Origin of the sequence: Micromonospora sp. ATA51, assembly GCF_016802855.1 — a bacterium.
GTDB lineage: Bacteria > Actinomycetota > Actinomycetes > Mycobacteriales > Micromonosporaceae > Micromonospora > Micromonospora sicca.
This window is the reverse complement of sequence record NZ_JAEVHJ010000137.1, coordinates 1-16,379: the sequence shown is the minus strand read 5'-3', so window position 1 is coordinate 16,379 and position 16,379 is coordinate 1. Positions and strand designations below refer to the sequence as shown.

Annotated in this window: 11 protein-coding genes and 2 pseudogenes; 5 read left to right on the top strand and 8 right to left on the bottom strand. The window is 70.8% G+C overall.

The annotated features are described in order from the left end of the window. The first annotated feature begins 227 nt into the window (after positions 1-227). Together JNW87_RS20835 and JNW87_RS20830 are read left to right on the top strand one after the other, a co-directional pair. Positions 228-908 carry a maleylpyruvate isomerase N-terminal domain-containing protein gene (locus JNW87_RS20835; RefSeq protein ID WP_109805282.1) on the top strand — a complete coding sequence of 227 codons (681 nt, stop codon included), beginning with the start codon at positions 228-230 and terminating at the stop codon, positions 906-908. 890 nt (positions 909-1,798) lie between these two features. Then, positions 1,799-2,065, top strand: a complete 267-nt coding sequence (locus JNW87_RS20830) for a hypothetical protein (RefSeq protein WP_238454235.1) — start codon at positions 1,799-1,801, stop codon at positions 2,063-2,065. A gap of 71 nt (positions 2,066-2,136) precedes the next feature. Here the strand turns inward: JNW87_RS20830 and dnaB are convergent. Continuing rightward, positions 2,137-4,653: pseudogene (gene dnaB, locus JNW87_RS20825) on the bottom strand (replicative DNA helicase); the annotation flags it as partial. Continuing rightward, positions 4,627-4,826: pseudogene (locus JNW87_RS40800) on the bottom strand (DnaB-like helicase N-terminal domain-containing protein); the annotation flags it as partial. The pseudogenes dnaB and JNW87_RS40800, both read right to left, overlap by 27 nt. Before the next feature lie 524 nt (positions 4,827-5,350). Here JNW87_RS40800 and JNW87_RS20820 point away from each other — a divergent pair. Next, positions 5,351-6,847: a hypothetical protein gene (locus tag JNW87_RS20820; protein WP_238454234.1), complete on the top strand. Its 1,497-nt coding sequence runs from the start codon at positions 5,351-5,353 to the stop codon at positions 6,845-6,847. Between the two features lie 174 nt (positions 6,848-7,021). Here the strand turns inward: JNW87_RS20820 and rplI are convergent, their stop codons facing one another. The 4 genes from rplI to rpsF all read right to left on the bottom strand — a co-directional run bounded on the left by rplI (position 7,022) and on the right by rpsF (position 8,669). Next, complete coding sequence (gene rplI, locus JNW87_RS20815; RefSeq protein ID WP_109803703.1) at positions 7,022-7,468, bottom strand: 50S ribosomal protein L9; 447 nt, start codon at positions 7,466-7,468, stop codon at positions 7,022-7,024. Between the two features lie 14 nt (positions 7,469-7,482). Continuing rightward, complete coding sequence (rpsR, locus tag JNW87_RS20810) at positions 7,483-7,722, bottom strand: 30S ribosomal protein S18 (protein ID WP_013289355.1); 240 nt, start codon at positions 7,720-7,722, stop codon at positions 7,483-7,485. 41 nt (positions 7,723-7,763) lie between these two features. Further along, a complete protein-coding gene (locus JNW87_RS20805) occupies positions 7,764-8,297 on the bottom strand; it encodes a single-stranded DNA-binding protein (protein WP_238454233.1) in 534 nt (177 codons plus the stop codon). A gap of 81 nt (positions 8,298-8,378) precedes the next feature. After that, on the bottom strand, positions 8,379-8,669 hold the full coding sequence (gene rpsF, locus JNW87_RS20800) for a 30S ribosomal protein S6 (RefSeq protein ID WP_089011932.1): 291 nt from the start codon (positions 8,667-8,669) through the stop codon (positions 8,379-8,381). Between the two features lie 668 nt (positions 8,670-9,337). Here rpsF and JNW87_RS20795 point away from each other — a divergent pair. Then, complete coding sequence (locus JNW87_RS20795) at positions 9,338-10,129, top strand: deoxyribonuclease IV (RefSeq protein ID WP_109803704.1); 792 nt, start codon at positions 9,338-9,340, stop codon at positions 10,127-10,129. Continuing rightward, entirely contained in the window at positions 10,126-12,336 is a 2,211-nt protein-coding gene (locus JNW87_RS20790) for a hypothetical protein (RefSeq protein ID WP_238454232.1), read from the top strand. Before JNW87_RS20795 ends, JNW87_RS20790 begins: the two co-directional genes overlap by 4 nt. A 17-nt stretch (positions 12,337-12,353) precedes the next feature. Here the strand turns inward: JNW87_RS20790 and JNW87_RS20785 are convergent, their stop codons facing one another. Next, positions 12,354-13,874, bottom strand: a complete 1,521-nt coding sequence (locus JNW87_RS20785) for a glycosyltransferase family 87 protein (protein ID WP_238454231.1) — start codon at positions 13,872-13,874, stop codon at positions 12,354-12,356. A 120-nt stretch (positions 13,875-13,994) separates the two neighbouring features. Beyond that, the coding region (locus JNW87_RS20780) for a transglycosylase domain-containing protein (RefSeq protein ID WP_238454230.1) at positions 13,995-16,379 on the bottom strand (2,385 nt) is incomplete at its 5' end.

Below are 16,379 nucleotides of genomic sequence, written 5' to 3'. Positions count from 1 at the left end.
TCCCCCCGCCCCCGCCACCGCCCGGCCACGGCTACGCGCAGCCCGCGTACGGCCACGGGCAGCACTACGGCTACCACGGCCACTACAAGCGGAAGAAGCACCACGGCGGCTTCCTCGGCGAACTCTTCGACTGAGGCCGCCGCGGCCGGGTCGGCACGCCCCCGACCCGGCCGTTCCCCGTCAGGGGCGTCGTGCCGACCGGCCGCGGTCGTGGCACGCTGCACCACATGACGGCCATCCGGCAGCACGAGGCGCTGCGGCAGGCGTACGACGGGATCACCGCCGTGGTCACCGGGCTGGACGACACGGCACTCCAGACGCCGACCCGCTGCCGCGGCTGGCTGGTCGCGGACCTGCTCTTCCACGTCCTGTGCGACGCGCAGCGGGCGCTGGTCGCGCTGGCCAGCCCCGCCGACGGCCCGGCCGACGTGGACGACGTCAGCTACTGGCGCGCGTTCCCTAGCGGCGGCGACGACGTCAGCGCGAAACACGCGTGGTGGGCCCGCCGGTCGGCGGCCGCCTTCGACCGGCCCAGCGGAGTGGTGCGGATCTGGTCGGACACCGCGCCCGCCGCCGTGCGGGCGGCCGCCGCCGCCGACCCGGACGGGTTCGTCACCACCCAGGGGCACGTACTGCGGGTCCCCGACCTGCTCGCCACCCTGACCACCGAGGCGGTGATCCACCACCTCGACCTGGTGGTGGGGCTGCCCGACGCGCCGCCCCCGGCCGAACTGCCCAGCCGGGTCGCGGTGGCCACCATGGACGGCCTGCTCAGCGACGAGGCCGTCCGCCCGGCCGGCTGGGACGACCGGGACTACCTGCTCCGCGCGGCCGGACGGCTGCCGTTGACCGACCGGGACCGCCTGGAGCTGGGCGAGGCCGCCGGCTGGTTCCCGCTGATCGGCTGACCCCGCCGCTCACCACGGTGCCGTTCGGTCACGCGGGCGACGGCCCGCTCGTCGCCGGCGGTCGCGGCGTCGCCCTCGGTACGCATCGTGCTGATGCCGCCGTCCACCATGTCCCCCAGCCTGTCACCGGTCGTGCCGGTCGGTGCGGACCGGCGCTGTCATCCGGTGTGACGGCGACGGGGCGGAAAACTCATCGCCAGGCCCCAGGGTCAGACGATCGCCATGTGGACGAAGCGCGACCGTTCAGCTGGGCGAACGTCACGGTCTGCCTGCATTACGGGCTGCCACGAACCCTACCTATCTAGGTTCGCGGCATCCAATATTTGCGCTGCCACCTCTGCCTTGCGACTCAGCGCCATCACAGCGTTCTCGTAGAGCAGCGCGATGATCCTCTCGGCCGGCCTGCACGTCGTTCCGATGTTATAGATCGTTTTGTGGGGTCGAACAGAGAGTCGACCCAAACCTTGGGTGACGAGGAAGTCGGCAAATGGCTCGAGCATTCGAGATTTTCCGACCAGCCTGAATTGAGAGAATGACCGGGCACTGTTCTGAGACCTCTTGTATCTCCCTATCGAACCGTCTCCGTCAACCACCCCCCGCCAGAAGTCGCGAGATGTCACGAGCCGGTGATCAACAGCGCCCTCGTACCGGCCCAACTCAATGAGTCGTCCAGCCAATCGAACCGACCGGACCGAGAACTGACATGCCGCGCGAGTGATGCTCGGCTCCGAGATGCTGCTCGTCGAGCCTAGGAAGGTACGCAGAGCCACCAGGTGGTCACGATCACGTTGGGCCAAGCCTACCGAGACCTGAGGCATATAGCCTTGACGATAACTGACAGATCCATCTGCAAAAAGAAAACCGATCCAGTAGCAAGCAATAGGCGTGAGATGATCAAAGGCGTCATCTCGCAACGTGTGGATGGTTCTGCGAAGGACGACACCACGCCGAACCAAAAGCCCACGGACGGACGGCTCCGTTACACCGTATGCAGCCGCGAGTTCCGCCATGGCCGCACCGCGCAAATATTGCTGGACCACTTCCGCACGTTGCAACTCAGTGAGTTTCCCGCTGCTTCTGGCTGGCACCCCTCGACGACGGAGTATTCCACGCACCGCCTGGCGGGTGACTCCATAGGTTTCGGCCAACTTGGTTAGGGTTTCACCACCAGCCGCCAGACCAACGATTTCTTCCCGTTGCAAGTTGGACAGCCGAGTAGGCGACATGGTCACACTATAGCCATATCCACAAAACGCGAGAGGTGCAACTGCGCGGCTACCGTGACTGTATCTGTAGGCCCATTCCGATGCTTAGCAATAATGAAATCGGCCTCGCCGGCGCGCGGGGACTCCTTGTCGTAGTAGTCGTCGCGGTGCAGCAAGATGACAACATCCGCATCTTGCTCAATCGAGCCAGACTCACGCAAATCAGACAATTGCGGACGCTTGTCGGTCCGCTGTTCCGGGCCACGGTTCAACTGACTCACCGCGATGACCGGGCACTCGACCTCCTTGGCCAGCAGCTTGAGGCCACGGGAGAGGTCGGCGACCTCCTGCTGCCGGCTCTCGGTGCGCTTCGGCGAGGTCATCAGCTGGAGGTAGTCGACCACGATCATCTTGAGGTCGTGCTTCTGCTTCAGCCGCCGCGCCTTGGCCCGGATCTCCATCAGGTTCATGCTCGGCGTGTCGTCGACGAAGAGCGGCGCCTCGCTGATCTCGCCCATGCAGCGGGCCAGCTTGGTCCAGTCGTCGTCGGAGAGCTGCCCGCTGCGCAGCACGTGCAGCGGCACCCGGGCCTCGGCCGAGAGGAGTCGCATGACGATCTCGACCTTGCTCATTTCCAGCGAGAAGATCGCGGCCGCCTGATTGGCGCGGATGGCCGCGTTCCTGGCGAAATCCATCGACGCGGTGCTGTTGTGCGTGGGGATCATCGCCCGACCGGCCAGGTAGAGGTGGTCGGGGTTGTCCACCGTGACGCAGCGGACCGGCACGCTTGCCACCGGCCGGACGTCCACGATGAAGCGGGAGGTCGTCCGGACGTCCGACGACGTCCGCCGCCGGGCCGCGTGCGCCGTACGCTTTCTGTCCAGCTGGAAGACCGTGTCGGGCGTGGAGAAGTTCAGGGTGTACGCGGTCGACGAGGCCTCGGTCCGGCCCGCCACCCGCTTCGTGTCGACCGTGCACCGGTAGCCGAGGCTCGCCACGAGCTCCCTGACGTCCTCGGCCAACCGCTTGGAGGTCGAGGTGTACTGGAGGTTGCCCGCCGGCGCCACCGTCCCGTCGGTGTCCATCAGGCCGGCCAGCAGCGCCCGGCGCTGGGCCTCCGAGGCGCGGAGGTAGTCCGGCGGGATGTGCTTTTCCGCCGCGACCCCGATCCGGCGCAACAGTGCTAGGAAGGAACCGTTCCGCTCGTGACACGCGGCGCAGCGCCGGATCGTCGGATTCTCCCGCAGGGTCCGGGTCGAGCAGCCGCAGTCGGCACAGGTGCGGTCAGCCGTGGCGGTGGGGACAGGCAGCACGATGGTGTAGACCATCGGCCCACTGGGACGTACGACGAAGCCGTCGCGCGCGACCAGGTCCGTCATTTCGGGGTCTGCCGTGGTGAAGCGGCTCGCCCCGGTGTGCCCGTCGCCGAGCCAGACGCCGAGGGTGTACGGGGGGACGACCAGGTCCCGTGGGGGCAACTGCAGCGGCCGGCAGTTCTCGACCGCGTGGTTCAGTCGGCGGTCGGCCGTGTCGGTACGCAGGGTAGCGGCGATCTCGGCGGTCGTCACGACCCCGTCGTGGCCTACCCGGGCGCCGGCGTTGACCTGGCGCTCGGCCCGCCCGCGCAGGCCGCTCAGGAGCGGCCCGGCGGGGTAGCCGGGCGCGGTCCAGTTCCGCACCTTGCCTGCCCGGGCCACCGGTCGGGCGACCCGACCGTAGGCACCGATCTGCCGTGCGACGCTGTGCAGCACGTTTCGGAACTCGGGACCGACCTGCTCGAGGGTCTGCGCGAGGGTGACCAGGCGCTGCGGCTCGGCGCCGGCCGTCGCCTCGGCCGCCCGCACCTTGGCCAGCGAAGGCTCCGACCAGTAGTGCCGTGCGCGCGCCTCGGGCTGCCGACGGCTGGCCCGGGTGGTCGTCTTCCACAGGTGCTCGGCGTCCGCCACGATCATCGAGCCGTCCGAGAACTCGACCTCGTAGCAGGCGCGGTCGTGCATCACCTCGAACGCGGCGGTGACGCTGGTCGGGGTGCCATCCGCCGCGAGCAGCCGGTCGCCGACGGCCACCTCGCCCATGGTGGTCCAGCCGTCGGGGGTCGGCAGCGGGGTGTCGAGCGCGAGCGCCTTTCCGAGACCCGGCCTGCCTGCCACGATGATGAGCTGGCCCGGGTGGAGGCCGTTGAGGAGCCGGTCGAGGTCGCTGAAACCGGTCGGCACCCCGCTCATCACCCCGCCCTGGGCACCCACCGCCTCGATCTCGTCGAGGGTCGGCTGGAGCATGTCGGCGAGCACCGCGAAGTCCTCGTTGACCCGCCGCTCGGTGATGTCGTAGACGGCCTGCTGGGCCAGGTCGACGATGTCGTCCACGTCCCGGCTGCCGCCCTGACCGGTGCCGTACCCGAGCTGGACGATCTTGGTGCCGGCCTCGACCAGCCGGCGGAGCACGGCACGCTCGCCGACGATCCGCGCGTAGTACGCGGCGTTCGCGGCCGTGGGCACGCTGGCGATCAGCGTGTGCAGGTAGGGGGCGCCACCGATCCGGGCCAGGTCGCCGGAGTCGGCGAGCGCGGCCGCGACGGTGATCGGGTCGCCGGCTCGCCCCGGCCGTAGATGTCGAGGATCGCGTCGAAGATGGTCGCGTGCACCGGGCGGTAGAAGTCGTTGGACTTCAGGATCTCGACGACGTCGGCGATGGCGTCCTTGGAGAGCAGCATGCCGCCGAGGACGCACTGCTCGGCGGCCACGTCCTGGGGCGGGGTCTTCTCGAAGTGCCCGTCGCGCGGGGCCGGCGCGGGCTGCTGCCCACCGGACCGCTCCGTCCGCATGTCGTCGGTGACCGACACGGGTCCCCCCTCACTGCGTTCGGATCCGGTCCAGGTCTACCGCCGGCGTGTGACAACTTCCGCCGACCCTCCGGTCGATCGGGGGCCACCGGCCGGACGGTCGGGGGCCAACGATACGGAACCCGAGCTGAGCCACTCAACAACGCCGGTGGACGAGCCTCGGGACAACCTGTGGACGCCGGTGCACAGGCATGTGCGCAGGGTGTGCACAGCATGTGGACAAGAGCTGGGGAATTCCGGCCGGAATTGCTCTGACCTGCGGTTTTGCAATCCCCACCCTGTGGATGGAAGATTTCGGGTCGAGCCTTGAGGCCGTTCGTCCCGTACTATCTCAGCGAACGGCTACACCTGGACAGCGGATTGCACTTTCGGTTGAGAAGGGTCACGCTCCGGCCGTGAGTTACCGGGACTGGGGAAGCGGGGAGGGCAACCCGCGAGAGCGCCAGCCGATCGCCCCCTGGGACGATCCCGCCGAGCCGTTCCCGGTCGACGCGTACGGGTCCGAGCGCTACCGCACCCCCAGTCGTCGCCGCGCCAGCGAGCGGGGCCAGCAGGAGCCGGTCGACGCCTACCTGCCCCGCTGGGCTCTCGAGTCGGGGGTCAGCCGCGCGGACGGCGGGGGCCGGCACGCCGCCCCGGACGACGATGACCTCGACCGCCCGCGGTCGGACGGCGGGTGGCGTACGTCCACCGACGACGACTGGCGCCGGGAGCGCGAGCCACGGACCATCGGCGCCGGCCCGGCCGGCGAGCACACCGCCGAGTGGACCCTCGACGCGCCGCAGGACCAGGGGTATGTCGGTAGCCGGCGCGCCGAGTCCGCCGAGGACCAGCCGGTCTCCAGTGCCGCCCCGCGGCGCCGGCCGCGTCGCGCCCCGTCCCGTCGCCCCCAGGTGATCTGGTCGGGTGTGGAGGAGGAGACCCCGACGGAGGGGGAGCGCGACCGACGGGACACCGGGCGGCCGGGCCGGCGCAGCCGACGGGCGGCGGCGGATTCCTGGTCGCGACCGGCGACGGATTCCTGGGAGCGGGGCCGTTCCGCCGAGCCGGATCCCGCCGAGCAGCCGGCGGTAGACCCGTGGGACGCCTCCGGGGTGCACGCCTGGGACCGCTCGGCGACCGGCGGGCGGTGGGACCAGGCGGACGGCGCCGGGCGCTGGGACCGGTCCGACCACACCGGTGAGTGGGACCGGTTCACCGACACCGGCCAGTGGGACCGGTACGGGGAGACGGACGAATGGGACCGGACGGTGCCACCCACTCGGCTGCGGGACCGGGGGGCCGACGGATGGTCGTCGGCGGAACAGGCCGAGGGTTTCTGGTCCGGGACCCGGCTGGCCGGCGACGATCCGCGCTGGATGGCCGCGCCGCCCTCCGCGCCGCGGTCACCGGTGGTCGCCTACACCGCGCCGCGCCCGCGGGCGGTGCCCCGACGCGGGGTGGAACCGGTAGGTGCCGGCGGGGCCTCGATCCGGCGGCGGATGGAGACGATCGGCGGTGGGTCGTGGGGCCGTCCGCTCGAGGACGACCTGCTGGACCCGGATCCGAGCGGGCCGATCCGGCCGCTGGTCTACACGGCCGCCTGTTATCTGGTCCCCGCGGTGCTGGTCTTCCTCTGGCTGTTGACGCTCGACGGGCAGGCACCGCCGGGCTGCGTCACCGACATCACCGGCGGGGGGTGTGACTCGCCGCGGGCGCACGCCTTCGCCTCGCTGATCGCGGGGGCGCCGCGGTTCGGGTTGGCGCTGGTGAGCAGCCTGGTCGTCGCGGTGCTGCTGCGCCGGGTCGGGACGACCTGGCGGTCGGCGACGGTGGCGCTGGCGGCGGCGGTGGTCGGTGGCGGTCTCTCCACGGTGATGATCAGCGCGGTGACCGGTCAGCCGATCGGCTGACCGCGCCCAGGTCCGGCCTGACCACCGCCCCTGCCGGTCCCGGCCCCGCCCTGGCGACGGTCCGGCCCCGGCGCGGCCCGGCGCGGTCACCGCGCCGCCATACCCGCGCGGCGTCCGCATGCGCAAGGGCCCGCACCGGTTCCGGTGCGGGCCCTTCCGTGGTGCTGGCGGGTGTCAGCCCTGGACGACGTTGAGGTCGAACTTGGCGGACACCTCGGGGTGCAGCTTGACGCGCACCGGGTAGGTGCCGGTCGACTTGATGTGACCGGGCACCTCCAGCCGACGACGGTCCAGGACCGGGCCGCCGGCCGCCTTGACGGCGTCGACGATCTCGGCCGGGGTGACCGAACCGAAGAGCCGGCCGCCCTCGCCGGCGCGGGCCTTCAGGCTGACCTTGAGACCCTCGAGCTGGGCCTTGACCTCGTTGGCGTGGTCCAGGTCGCGGATCTCCCGGGCCGAGCGGGCCCGCTTGATGACCGTGACCTGCTTCTCCGCGCCCTTGGTCCAGGCGATCGCGAAGCCCTGCGGGAGCAGGAAGTTACGGCCGTAGCCGTTCTTCACCTCGACGATGTCGCCCGGGGCACCGAGGCCGGACACCTCCTGAGTCAGGATGATCTTCATGTCGGTGCCTCCTCTCAGCGGGTCGTGGCCGTGTACGGCAGGAGCGCCATCTCGCGGGCGTTCTTGACCGCGCGGGCGATCTGCCGCTGCTGCTGCGAGGTCACGCCGGTCACCCGTCGAGCGCGGATCTTGCCGCGGTCGGAGATGAACTTGCGCAGCAGCGCGGTGTCCTTGTAGTCGATGTAGGTGATCCCGTCCTTGTCGAGCGGGTTCACCTTCTTCTTCGGCTTGCGAAGTGCCGCAGCCTTGGCCATTGCACGTGCTCCTGGTTTGCGATCGCGGGCGCTCGGCGCCATTAGAACGGAGGCTCCTCGTCGAAGTTGCCGCCCGAACCACCGCGCGAGGGAGCCGGGGCAGCCGAGGCCCAGGGGTCGTCGAAGTTGCCTCCGCCGCCCTGGCCACCGCCACCACCGGAGCCGAAGCCACCGCCGCCACCACCACCGGAGCGCGACATCTTCTGCACCTTCGCCGTGGCGTAGCGCAGCGACGGGCCGATCTCGTCGACCTCGAGCTCGATGACGGTGCGCTTCTCACCCTCGCGGGTCTCGTACGACCGCTGACGCAGTCGACCCGAGACGATCACGCGGGCGCCCCGCTGCAGCGACTCGGCGACGTGTTCCGCCGCCTGCCGCCACACCGTGCAGGCCAGGAAGAGCGGCTCGCCGTCCTTCCATTCGTTGGTGGTCTTGTCCATGAACCGGGGCGTCGAAGCGACCCGGAACTTGGCGACCGCCGCACCCGACGGGGTGAACCGCAACTCGGGGTCATCGGTCAGGTTGCCGATGACCGTGATGGTGGTGTCTCCTGCCATGACCATCTCCTCGCGCACTCATCAGATCCCGCCGTACAGGCTCCCAGAGCCGTACGACAGAGCCGATGAGGCTGATCCGGGCGAACCGGGGTTGAATGCTTAGCGCATCTCCGGCCGGATGACCTTGGTGCGCAGCACGGACTCGTTGAGCCGCAGCTGACGGTCCAGCTCGGCCACGGCCGCAGGCGTGGCCTGCAGGTCGATGACGGCGTAGATGCCCTCGGCCTTCTTGCTGATCTCGTACGCGAGGCGCCGGCGGCCCCACACGTCGGTCTTCTCGACCGAGCCACCCGCGGTCCGGATCACGTTCAGGTACGTGTCGAGCGACGGGGCGACGGTGCGTTCCTCGAGGCTGGGGTCGAGGATCACCATGATCTCGTAATGACGCAAGACGTGCTCACCTCCTGTGGGCTATGCGGCCACGGTCCTTCCGTGGCAGGAGGTCTGCGTCGTGGCCCGCTCCGGTACCGGGGGGACCCGGCCGAACGCGGACAACCGGACCAGGATACCCGGTCCGGTCGATCATGCCCGGGCCGGTCGGCGGGACCGGCCGGGCGCGGTGACAGGGGCCCACCGCCGGCGTCGAGCACCGGAGGTGGACCCCTGTCCACGGGGCCGCGGGGCGTCCCGTCCGCATTCCTTGGGTGGGACCTGGGGAGGAACGACCACACCGATGAGGTTGGATCGAGGACGCCCCGCGGAGCTTTATCGTGTTGTCGGCTGATCTGACCATACAACGGCTCTCGTCACCTGTTGGGGGAAATGAGGAATTTGCCCCAACCGCTCTGCCGATCGGTCGTCAGGTGGCGCGAGTCGGATCCCGCCCCGCCGTGCCGGGCCGCACGGCGGGGCGAGCCGTTTCCGGGGGTCTCCCGGGCCGCGGGTGGATTGCAGCCGGGTGGAGCGTCGACCATCGATCCCACCTCGCACAACGACCGCCCGCCCGCCGGGTGACGCATCCGGTCGCCGCGCCCGGCCCGGCGCCGAGCCGCTCCGGAGCCGGGACACCGCCGCCGCCGTCACCCCGCACGTCGGGGGCGCGACGTAGGCTCCCCTGCATGCGAATCGGAGCCCACGTCGATCCGACCGACCCGCTGGCCGAGGCCGCCGCCCGGGACGCCGAGGCCGTGCAGTTCTTCCTCGCCGATCCACAGGGGTGGAAGGCCCCGAAGGCCCGGGATGACGCCGAGCGGCTCCGCGACGCGGACGTCGACCTGTACGTCCACGCGCCGTACGTCGTGAACGTGGCCACGCTCAACAACCGGATCCGGATCCCGAGCCGGAAGCTGCTGCTCGGCCACGCCACGGCGGCGGCGGCCATCGGCGCGAAGGGGCTGATCGTGCACGGCGGCCACGTCAACGCCGGTGACGACCTGGCCGTCGGCTTCGACAACTGGCGCAAGACCTTCGCGTACGCGGCCGACTCCGGCGGCTTCCCGCTCCCGGTCCTGATCGAGAACACCGCCGGCGGCGACAACGCCTGCGCGCGGCACCTCGACGCGCTGGCCCGGCTCTGGGACGCCCTCGGCGACTACGAGGTGGGCTTCTGCCTGGACACCTGCCACGCCCACGCCGGCGGCGAGGACCTGCTGGGGCTGGTCGACCGGGTCAAGGCGATCACCGGCCGGATCGACCTGGTGCACGCGAACAACTCCAAGGGCGCCTTCAACTCGGGGCAGGACCGGCACGACAACCTCGACGGCGGCACGATCGACCCCGAGCTGGTGGTGGCGGTGATCCGCGCGGCCGGCGCCCCGGTCATCGTGGAAACGCCCGGCGGGGTCGACGGCCAGGCGGCCGACATCGCCTTCCTGCGCGGCCAGCTCGGCACCGGGACGTCAGCGGCATGACCACGGAGCAGTCGGACGCGACGGACGGCGGCGGCCCCGCCGGCTCGACCACGAACGGCGACACCCGGCTACCCGCCGAGGCCGTCGGCACCGACGGCACCACCGCCGCCCCAGCGACGGACGGCGCCGCCGCCCGAGCGGCCACGAAGGACCAGCCGGCCGCGAAACCGGCCGGCGGGGACGGTCCGGCCGCCGCTCGGACCGGCGCGGGGAACGGCGCCTCCGGCGTCGACCCGCACTCGGCCGCCACGAGGGACGAGCCCATCGCCGCCCCGGGCGACGGCGCCGCGACCGCCGCCCACGATGGCGACAGCGCAAGGAAGGCCGCGCCGAACGCCGCGACCGGCCAGGCCGGGAAGGCCGGCGCCACCGGCAAGGACGAGAAGGCCGGCGCCACCGGCAAGGACGCCCCCGCCGCGGGTACGGAGAAAGCCGACCCCTGGTCCGCCTTCGGTCCCGCCCCCGACCCGGTGCTCACCCGGCCCCGACGGGCGGTGCGCGCGGTGGGCCGGTTCCTGGTGCACGAGTGGACCCTGTCCGTCGTCGCCGCGCTGGCCCTGGCCGTCCTGCTCACCTGGCCGACGCTGCGCTACCCGCTCTACACCCTGCCGCAGGACTACTGGGACCCGAGCCTGCAGTCCTGGCAGATGGCCTGGTCCGGGCACATCCTGCTGACCGACCCGGCGCAACTCTGGCACTCCAACACGTTCTTCCCGGAGCAGTGGAGCTTCGCCTTCTCCGACACCCTGCTCGGGTACGCCCCCGCCGGCATGATCGGCACCGGGCCCGAGGCGGCGGTGCTGCGCTACAACATCATGTTCGTGCTGGCCCACGCGCTCGCCACGTTCGGGGCGTACGCGTTGGCGCGGCAACTGGGCGCCGGCCGGATCGGGGCCGCGGTGGCCGGCGTCAGCTACGCGTACGCCCCGTGGCTGCTGGCCCAGGCCGGGCACCTGCACATCGTCTCCAACGGCGGCATCCCGCTGGCGCTGGCCATGCTCGCCCGGGGACACGGCTGGTCCCTGCGGTACGGCTACCGGCCGGAGCGCCGGCACGACGGGTGGGCGTACGCCGGCTGGATGGTGGCCGCGTGGCAGCTCAGCCTGGGCTTCGGCATCGGCCTGCCGTTCGCGTACCTGTTGGCCGGCATCGTGCTGGTCTCGGCCGTCGTCTGGTTCACCCGACGCTGGCTGGTCCGGCCGGTCAAGCGACCGTTCGGCAGCCGGCTGCTCCTCGGCGACCTGATCGGCGGCACGCTCTTCGCCGCAGTGGGCGTGCTGCTGGCCGTGCCGTACTTCAAGGTCGCCGAGCTGCACCCGAACGCGGAGCGGACGATCGGCGACATCGCCATCTACTCGCCGCCGGCGAGCGGGTTCTTCACCGCGCCGGCGGAGTCGCGGATCTGGGGCGGCCTGCACGAGGGGGCGCGGGCCACGTTGCCCTGGCACCCGGAGATGACGCTGCTGCCGGGTTTCGTGCTCTACGCGCTGGCCGCGGGCGGCCTCTTCTTCTCGGTCTGGCGGCTGCGGCACCGGCTGCTGCTGCTCGCCGGGGTGCTGGCGACGATGGCCCTGGCCATGGGGACCCGGTTCTTCGGCGGCACCTTCACCTACGTGCCGCTCTTCGAGCACCTGCCCGGGTGGAACGGGTTGCGGACGCCCGGCCGGATGATGCTCTGGACCACCCTGCTGCTCGGCCTGCTCGCCGCGGGCGCGGTCACCGCGTTCGCCGCCCGGGTCCGCGAGCTGGCCGCCGAGCGGGTGCCGCCGTGGCCCGGGCCCTGGCTGCGGCTGGCCACCCTGCTGCCGCTGCTGCTGGTGATCGTGGAAGGGCTGAACACCACCCCGCACCCGGTGGTGCCGGTGCAGCCGGCGGTGATGCGCAACGTGGACGGTCCGATGCTGGTCCTGCCGAGCAGCCAGAACCTGGACCAGCCGGTGATGCTCTGGTCGACCAGCCGGTTCCAGGACGTGGTCAACGGCGGCAGTGGCTTCACCCCGGACACGCTCGCCCACGTCCGCGAGCTGACCCTCGGCTTCCCGGACCAGCCCAGCGTCGACTACCTGCGCATCCTGGGCGTCCGCAACGTGGTGATCCTGCGGGGCCAGCTGGCCGGCACCCCGTGGGAGCGGATCGTCGACAACCCGGTGGACGGGTTGGGCATCACCCGCGAGGAGGTCGGCGACGCGGTCGTCTACCACCTCTGACCCGGCTCGGGTCCGCCTTACGCCGGGGCGGGCTCGGTCGCGGCGGAACCCGTCGAGGAACGGGCGCGCCAGCGGACGTACCAGGGGGCGTCGGGGGAACCGTCGAGGACACCACCGTCCGGGTCGTCGGCGTAGATGTGTCGGACCACGTCGCGCTCGGGGCGCATGACGTCCCGGATCACGAAACCGCAGAGCACCGCGACGGTGATCAGCCGGAGGCTGGCGGCCAGCACGAAGACGCCCTCCGGGAAGACCGGCCGGCTGGTCGCCGTGCCGAGCAGCTCCCCGTAGAAGGCGGCGAAGTAGCAGACCTCGGCGAACTGCCAGACGAGGAAGGCGCCCCAGCGCGGCCGGGCGAGCACCGCGAGCGGGAGCAGCCAGAGCACGAACTGCTGGGACCAGACCTTGCTGAAGATCAGGAAGGCGGCGACCACCAGGAAGGTGAGCTGGGCCAGCCGGGGCCGGCGCGGCGCCAGCAGCGCCAGCGCGGCCACCCCGAGGCAGGCCAGCCCGAAGAGGAGGTACGACACCCAGTTGAGGGTGGGGATGTTGGCGTTCAACCAGTCGAACGGCCCCTGGTCGGGGCTGACCTTTCCGTCGAGGTAGCGGCCGATGTACCAGAGGGTGCCCCAGTCGATCGGCCGGGTGGTGTTCAGCTCGAAGAACCTGCCCCAGCTCTCCCGGTAGGGAATCGCCACCGGCAGGTTCACCAACACCACCGTCACCGCGGCCGTGATGACGGACAGGAGCGCGGCCCAGACCCGGCCGGCGCGGACCGCGAGCACCAGGATCGGCCCGAGGATGAACAGCGGCCACATCTTCGCCGCGCCGCCGAGCCCGATCAGTACCCCGGCCAGGGCGGCCGGCAGGGCACCGCTCAGGTCGGGTCTGGCGCGTGCCCAGGCCAGCAGCCCGACGGCGCTCAGCCCGACGGCGAGCAGATCCCAGTTGACGGTGGCGGTGAGCAGCAGGGCGGGGGCGAGCGCGAACATCGCCGCGTCCCAGGGTCGTCGCCGCCGCAGGTTGAGGATGACGGCGACGGTGGCGACGGCGAGAGCGCTCAGCACCAGCGCGTTGAGGTTGTAGAACCACTGCCCCTGGTTGATGCCGGGGTTGTCGGCGCCGAGGGCGTGCACCGGCAGCCCGAGCGCCCCCATGAAGTACCCGGTGAGCACCGGGTACTCGACCGGGTGGTCGGCGTAGGGCAACTTGCCCTCGTTGAGCCCCTCGGCGTAGTAGAGCGCCAGCACGTCCGTGTAGCACATCCGGGTGTACTGGATGTTGTTCTGCCAGGCGCCGTCCTGGCAGGGGGACTTCTGCACCCAGTGCAGGGCGAGGGTCAGGCAGACCAGGGCCAGCACGATCCGGGCCGCCGTCCAGAAGCGGCCCTCCCGGCCGGCGGGCCGGTCCAGCGCGACCGCGTGGTCGCCCAGTGGTCCGCCGATCACCTCGGAGGCGCCGCGGACGAAGCCGTCCGACCGGGACGGGTGGTCGGTGGTCCCGGCGTCGTCGATGCCTGCCGTCGACTGGGTGCTCATGGAGAGGAATCCTGCCGTACGGCAGGGGTCGGCGTCCCGCCTCGACCCCACAATTCCGGTACCCGGATACGCCGACGGCGGCCGGGCGCGAAGTCCGGCCGCGTCGGCGGTTCCTGGCGATCAGTACGTCTGGCGTGGTGGTGTGGTCGGAAGGATGCCGCCGCCACCGCCGCCACGAGGGCGCGGGTCGAACGGGTTGGTCGGCCCGGTGTTCCCGCCGTTGTCGTTGCCGCCGCCGTTGACGGGCGGGCAGAACGGGTTCATCGGGTCCGGGCAGCCCGGCGGCACGGGCGGCGCCGTCGGCGGTGGTGCCTCGCCGTTGCCGGATTCCGGGTCGCCGACGTGCGCGGCCTCCGGGAAGTCCAGCTTGTCCTTGCTCTTGAGGGCGTCGTTCATGAACCGCTGGAAGATGGCGCCCGGCATGCCGGCACCGCTGATCTTGGCGCCGCCCTTCGTCTTGATCGGCAGACGGTTCTTGACGTTGCCGACCCAGACCGCGGTCGCGAGCTGGGGCGTGTAGCCGATCATCCAGGCGTCGCCGTTCTCGGTGGTGCCCGGCTTCTGCTCCCAGGTACCGGTCTTCTCGGCGGCCTTGCGGCCGTCGGCGAGCCGGCGGTTCACGGCGGCCGGGTACTTCTCCAGCACCGAGGTCACGTCGCGAACAATGTCCTCGTCGATCCGCTGCACCGGCTTGACCTGCTCACCGCCCAGCTTCCGCCACCTACCGGTCTGCTGTTCCTGCTTCTCCACCAGCTTCACGAAGTGCGCCTTGATGTACTTCCCTCCGTTGGCGAAGGTGGCGACGCCGTTGGCGTGGTCCAGCACCGTGATCGGGTACTGGCCGTAGCCGACCACGTGGAAGAAGGGCGAGGGGGCCAGGTCCTTCGGGTCTTCCTTGGTGAGGTCGTGCGGCTTCGCCGGGTCGGTGTCCGTCTGCCACATCATCGTGACGCCGGCGTTCCTGGCCATCTCGACGACCTTGTCCGGGCCGATCTCCTGGGTCACGTAGTAGAACGGCACGTTCAGCGACTTCAGCGTTGACACCTCGAGGGTGCAGGAGTTGTGGCAGGACGGGTCGTCGAAGCCGGCGTTGCTGACCTTGAACTTGGTTCCCTCGGGGGTGAACGCCTTGCCCTTCCACCTGGACTCGAGGGACTTGCCGGCCTTGAGCGCCGCGGCCAGCGTGTAGATCTTGAAGCTCGATCCCGGCGAGTGGCCACCGCTGACGATGCCGTTGTCGTAGTTCTTGCCGGCGTAGTCGGTGCCGGTGCCGTTGTCACCGCCGTAGTAGGCCCGCACCCCGCCGGTCTTGGGGTCAATCGACACCACGGCCGCCATCAGGTTCTTCGGCTGGCCGTCGAGCTCGGAGCCCTTGGTGGCGCGCTGGGCCGCCTCGAGCGCCGCCTTCTGCACCTTGGTGTCGATGGTGGTGGTGATCCGGTAGCCGCCCTTGCTGAGCGCCTGCGAGCAGAGCGGCATGTCGTCGGTGACCTCGGCGTCGTTGTCGGTGCAGAGGTTCTTCTCCCGCATCTCCTGCGCGACATAGTTGATCACGTTGCCGTACGGCGTGTTGACGCCGAAGTCGACCCCGACGCCCTTCGCGCTCGGCTTCTTGAGCGTCTTGGTCGGGTACTCGGTCGGGTGGGCCGGCTTGCCCGACGCGTCCAGCCAGCCCTCGGTGATCATGCCGCCGATCACGTAGTTCCACCGGTCCAGCGCGGCCGCCGGGTTGATCGCCGGGTCGTAGCCCTTGTGCGTGGCGCTCGGCTCCGGCTGCTTGATCAGCGCCGCGAGCACCGCGGCCTCGGCCACCGTCAGGTTCTTCGTCGGCTTACCGAAGTACGTCTGGGCCGCCGCCTCGATGCCGTACGCGCCCCGCCCGAAGTAGATGACGTTCAGGTAGTGCTGCATGATCGTCGGCTTGTCGTACTTGTCGTTCAGCTTGGAGGCGAGGATCGCCTCCTTCACCTTCCGCGCGTACGTGTCCTGCTTGAGGTTGTCGTAGGCGTTGCGGGCGTACTGCTGGGTGATCGTCGAGGCACCCTGCTTGTCGCCGCCGGTGAGGTTGTTCCAGGCGGCCCGGCCGATGCCCTTGTAGTCCACACCGGAGTGCCGGTAGAAGTTCCGGTCCTCCGCGGCAGCGACCGCGTCCTGCACCCACTGCGGGATGTCCTTGATGGCGACGAAGGTGCGGTTCTCCGCGCCGACCTTGGCGATGATCTGCTTGCCGTCACCGGCGTAGATGGTGCTGGCCAGCGGCGGGGTGGTGTCCTCGGGGAGGATGACGTTGGTGGAGTAGTAGGTGAAGCCCACCACGCCGATGCCGGCGAGCATGATGAAGACGGCGAAGCCGGCGATCAGGATGTTGATCCGGCGACGCTTCTTCGCCCGGGCCGCCGCGGCCGGATCCTTGCCGCGGCCACCGCGACCGGGGCCGTTGGGCCCACCCGGACCGCCCGGGCCACCGCCCGCCATGCCCGGGACACCGGCTCGCGCCACCGCGGC

Bases quoted from the DNA above. Each gene is read 5' to 3' on its own strand.
- JNW87_RS20835 (WP_109805282.1), top strand. From the start codon at position 228: ATGACGGCCATCCGGCAGCACGAGGCGCTGCGGCAGGCGTACGACGGG.
- JNW87_RS20795 (WP_109803704.1), top strand. From the start codon at position 9,338: ATGCGAATCGGAGCCCACGTCGATCCGACCGACCCGCTGGCCGAGGCC.
- JNW87_RS20830 (WP_238454235.1), top strand. From the start codon at position 1,799: ATGATCAAAGGCGTCATCTCGCAACGTGTGGATGGTTCTGCGAAGGAC.
- JNW87_RS20790 (WP_238454232.1), top strand. From the start codon at position 10,126: ATGACCACGGAGCAGTCGGACGCGACGGACGGCGGCGGCCCCGCCGGC.
- rplI (WP_109803703.1), bottom strand. From the start codon at position 7,468: ATGAAGATCATCCTGACTCAGGAGGTGTCCGGCCTCGGTGCCCCGGGC.
- JNW87_RS20785 (WP_238454231.1), bottom strand. From the start codon at position 13,874: ATGAGCACCCAGTCGACGGCAGGCATCGACGACGCCGGGACCACCGAC.
- rpsR (WP_013289355.1), bottom strand. From the start codon at position 7,722: ATGGCCAAGGCTGCGGCACTTCGCAAGCCGAAGAAGAAGGTGAACCCG.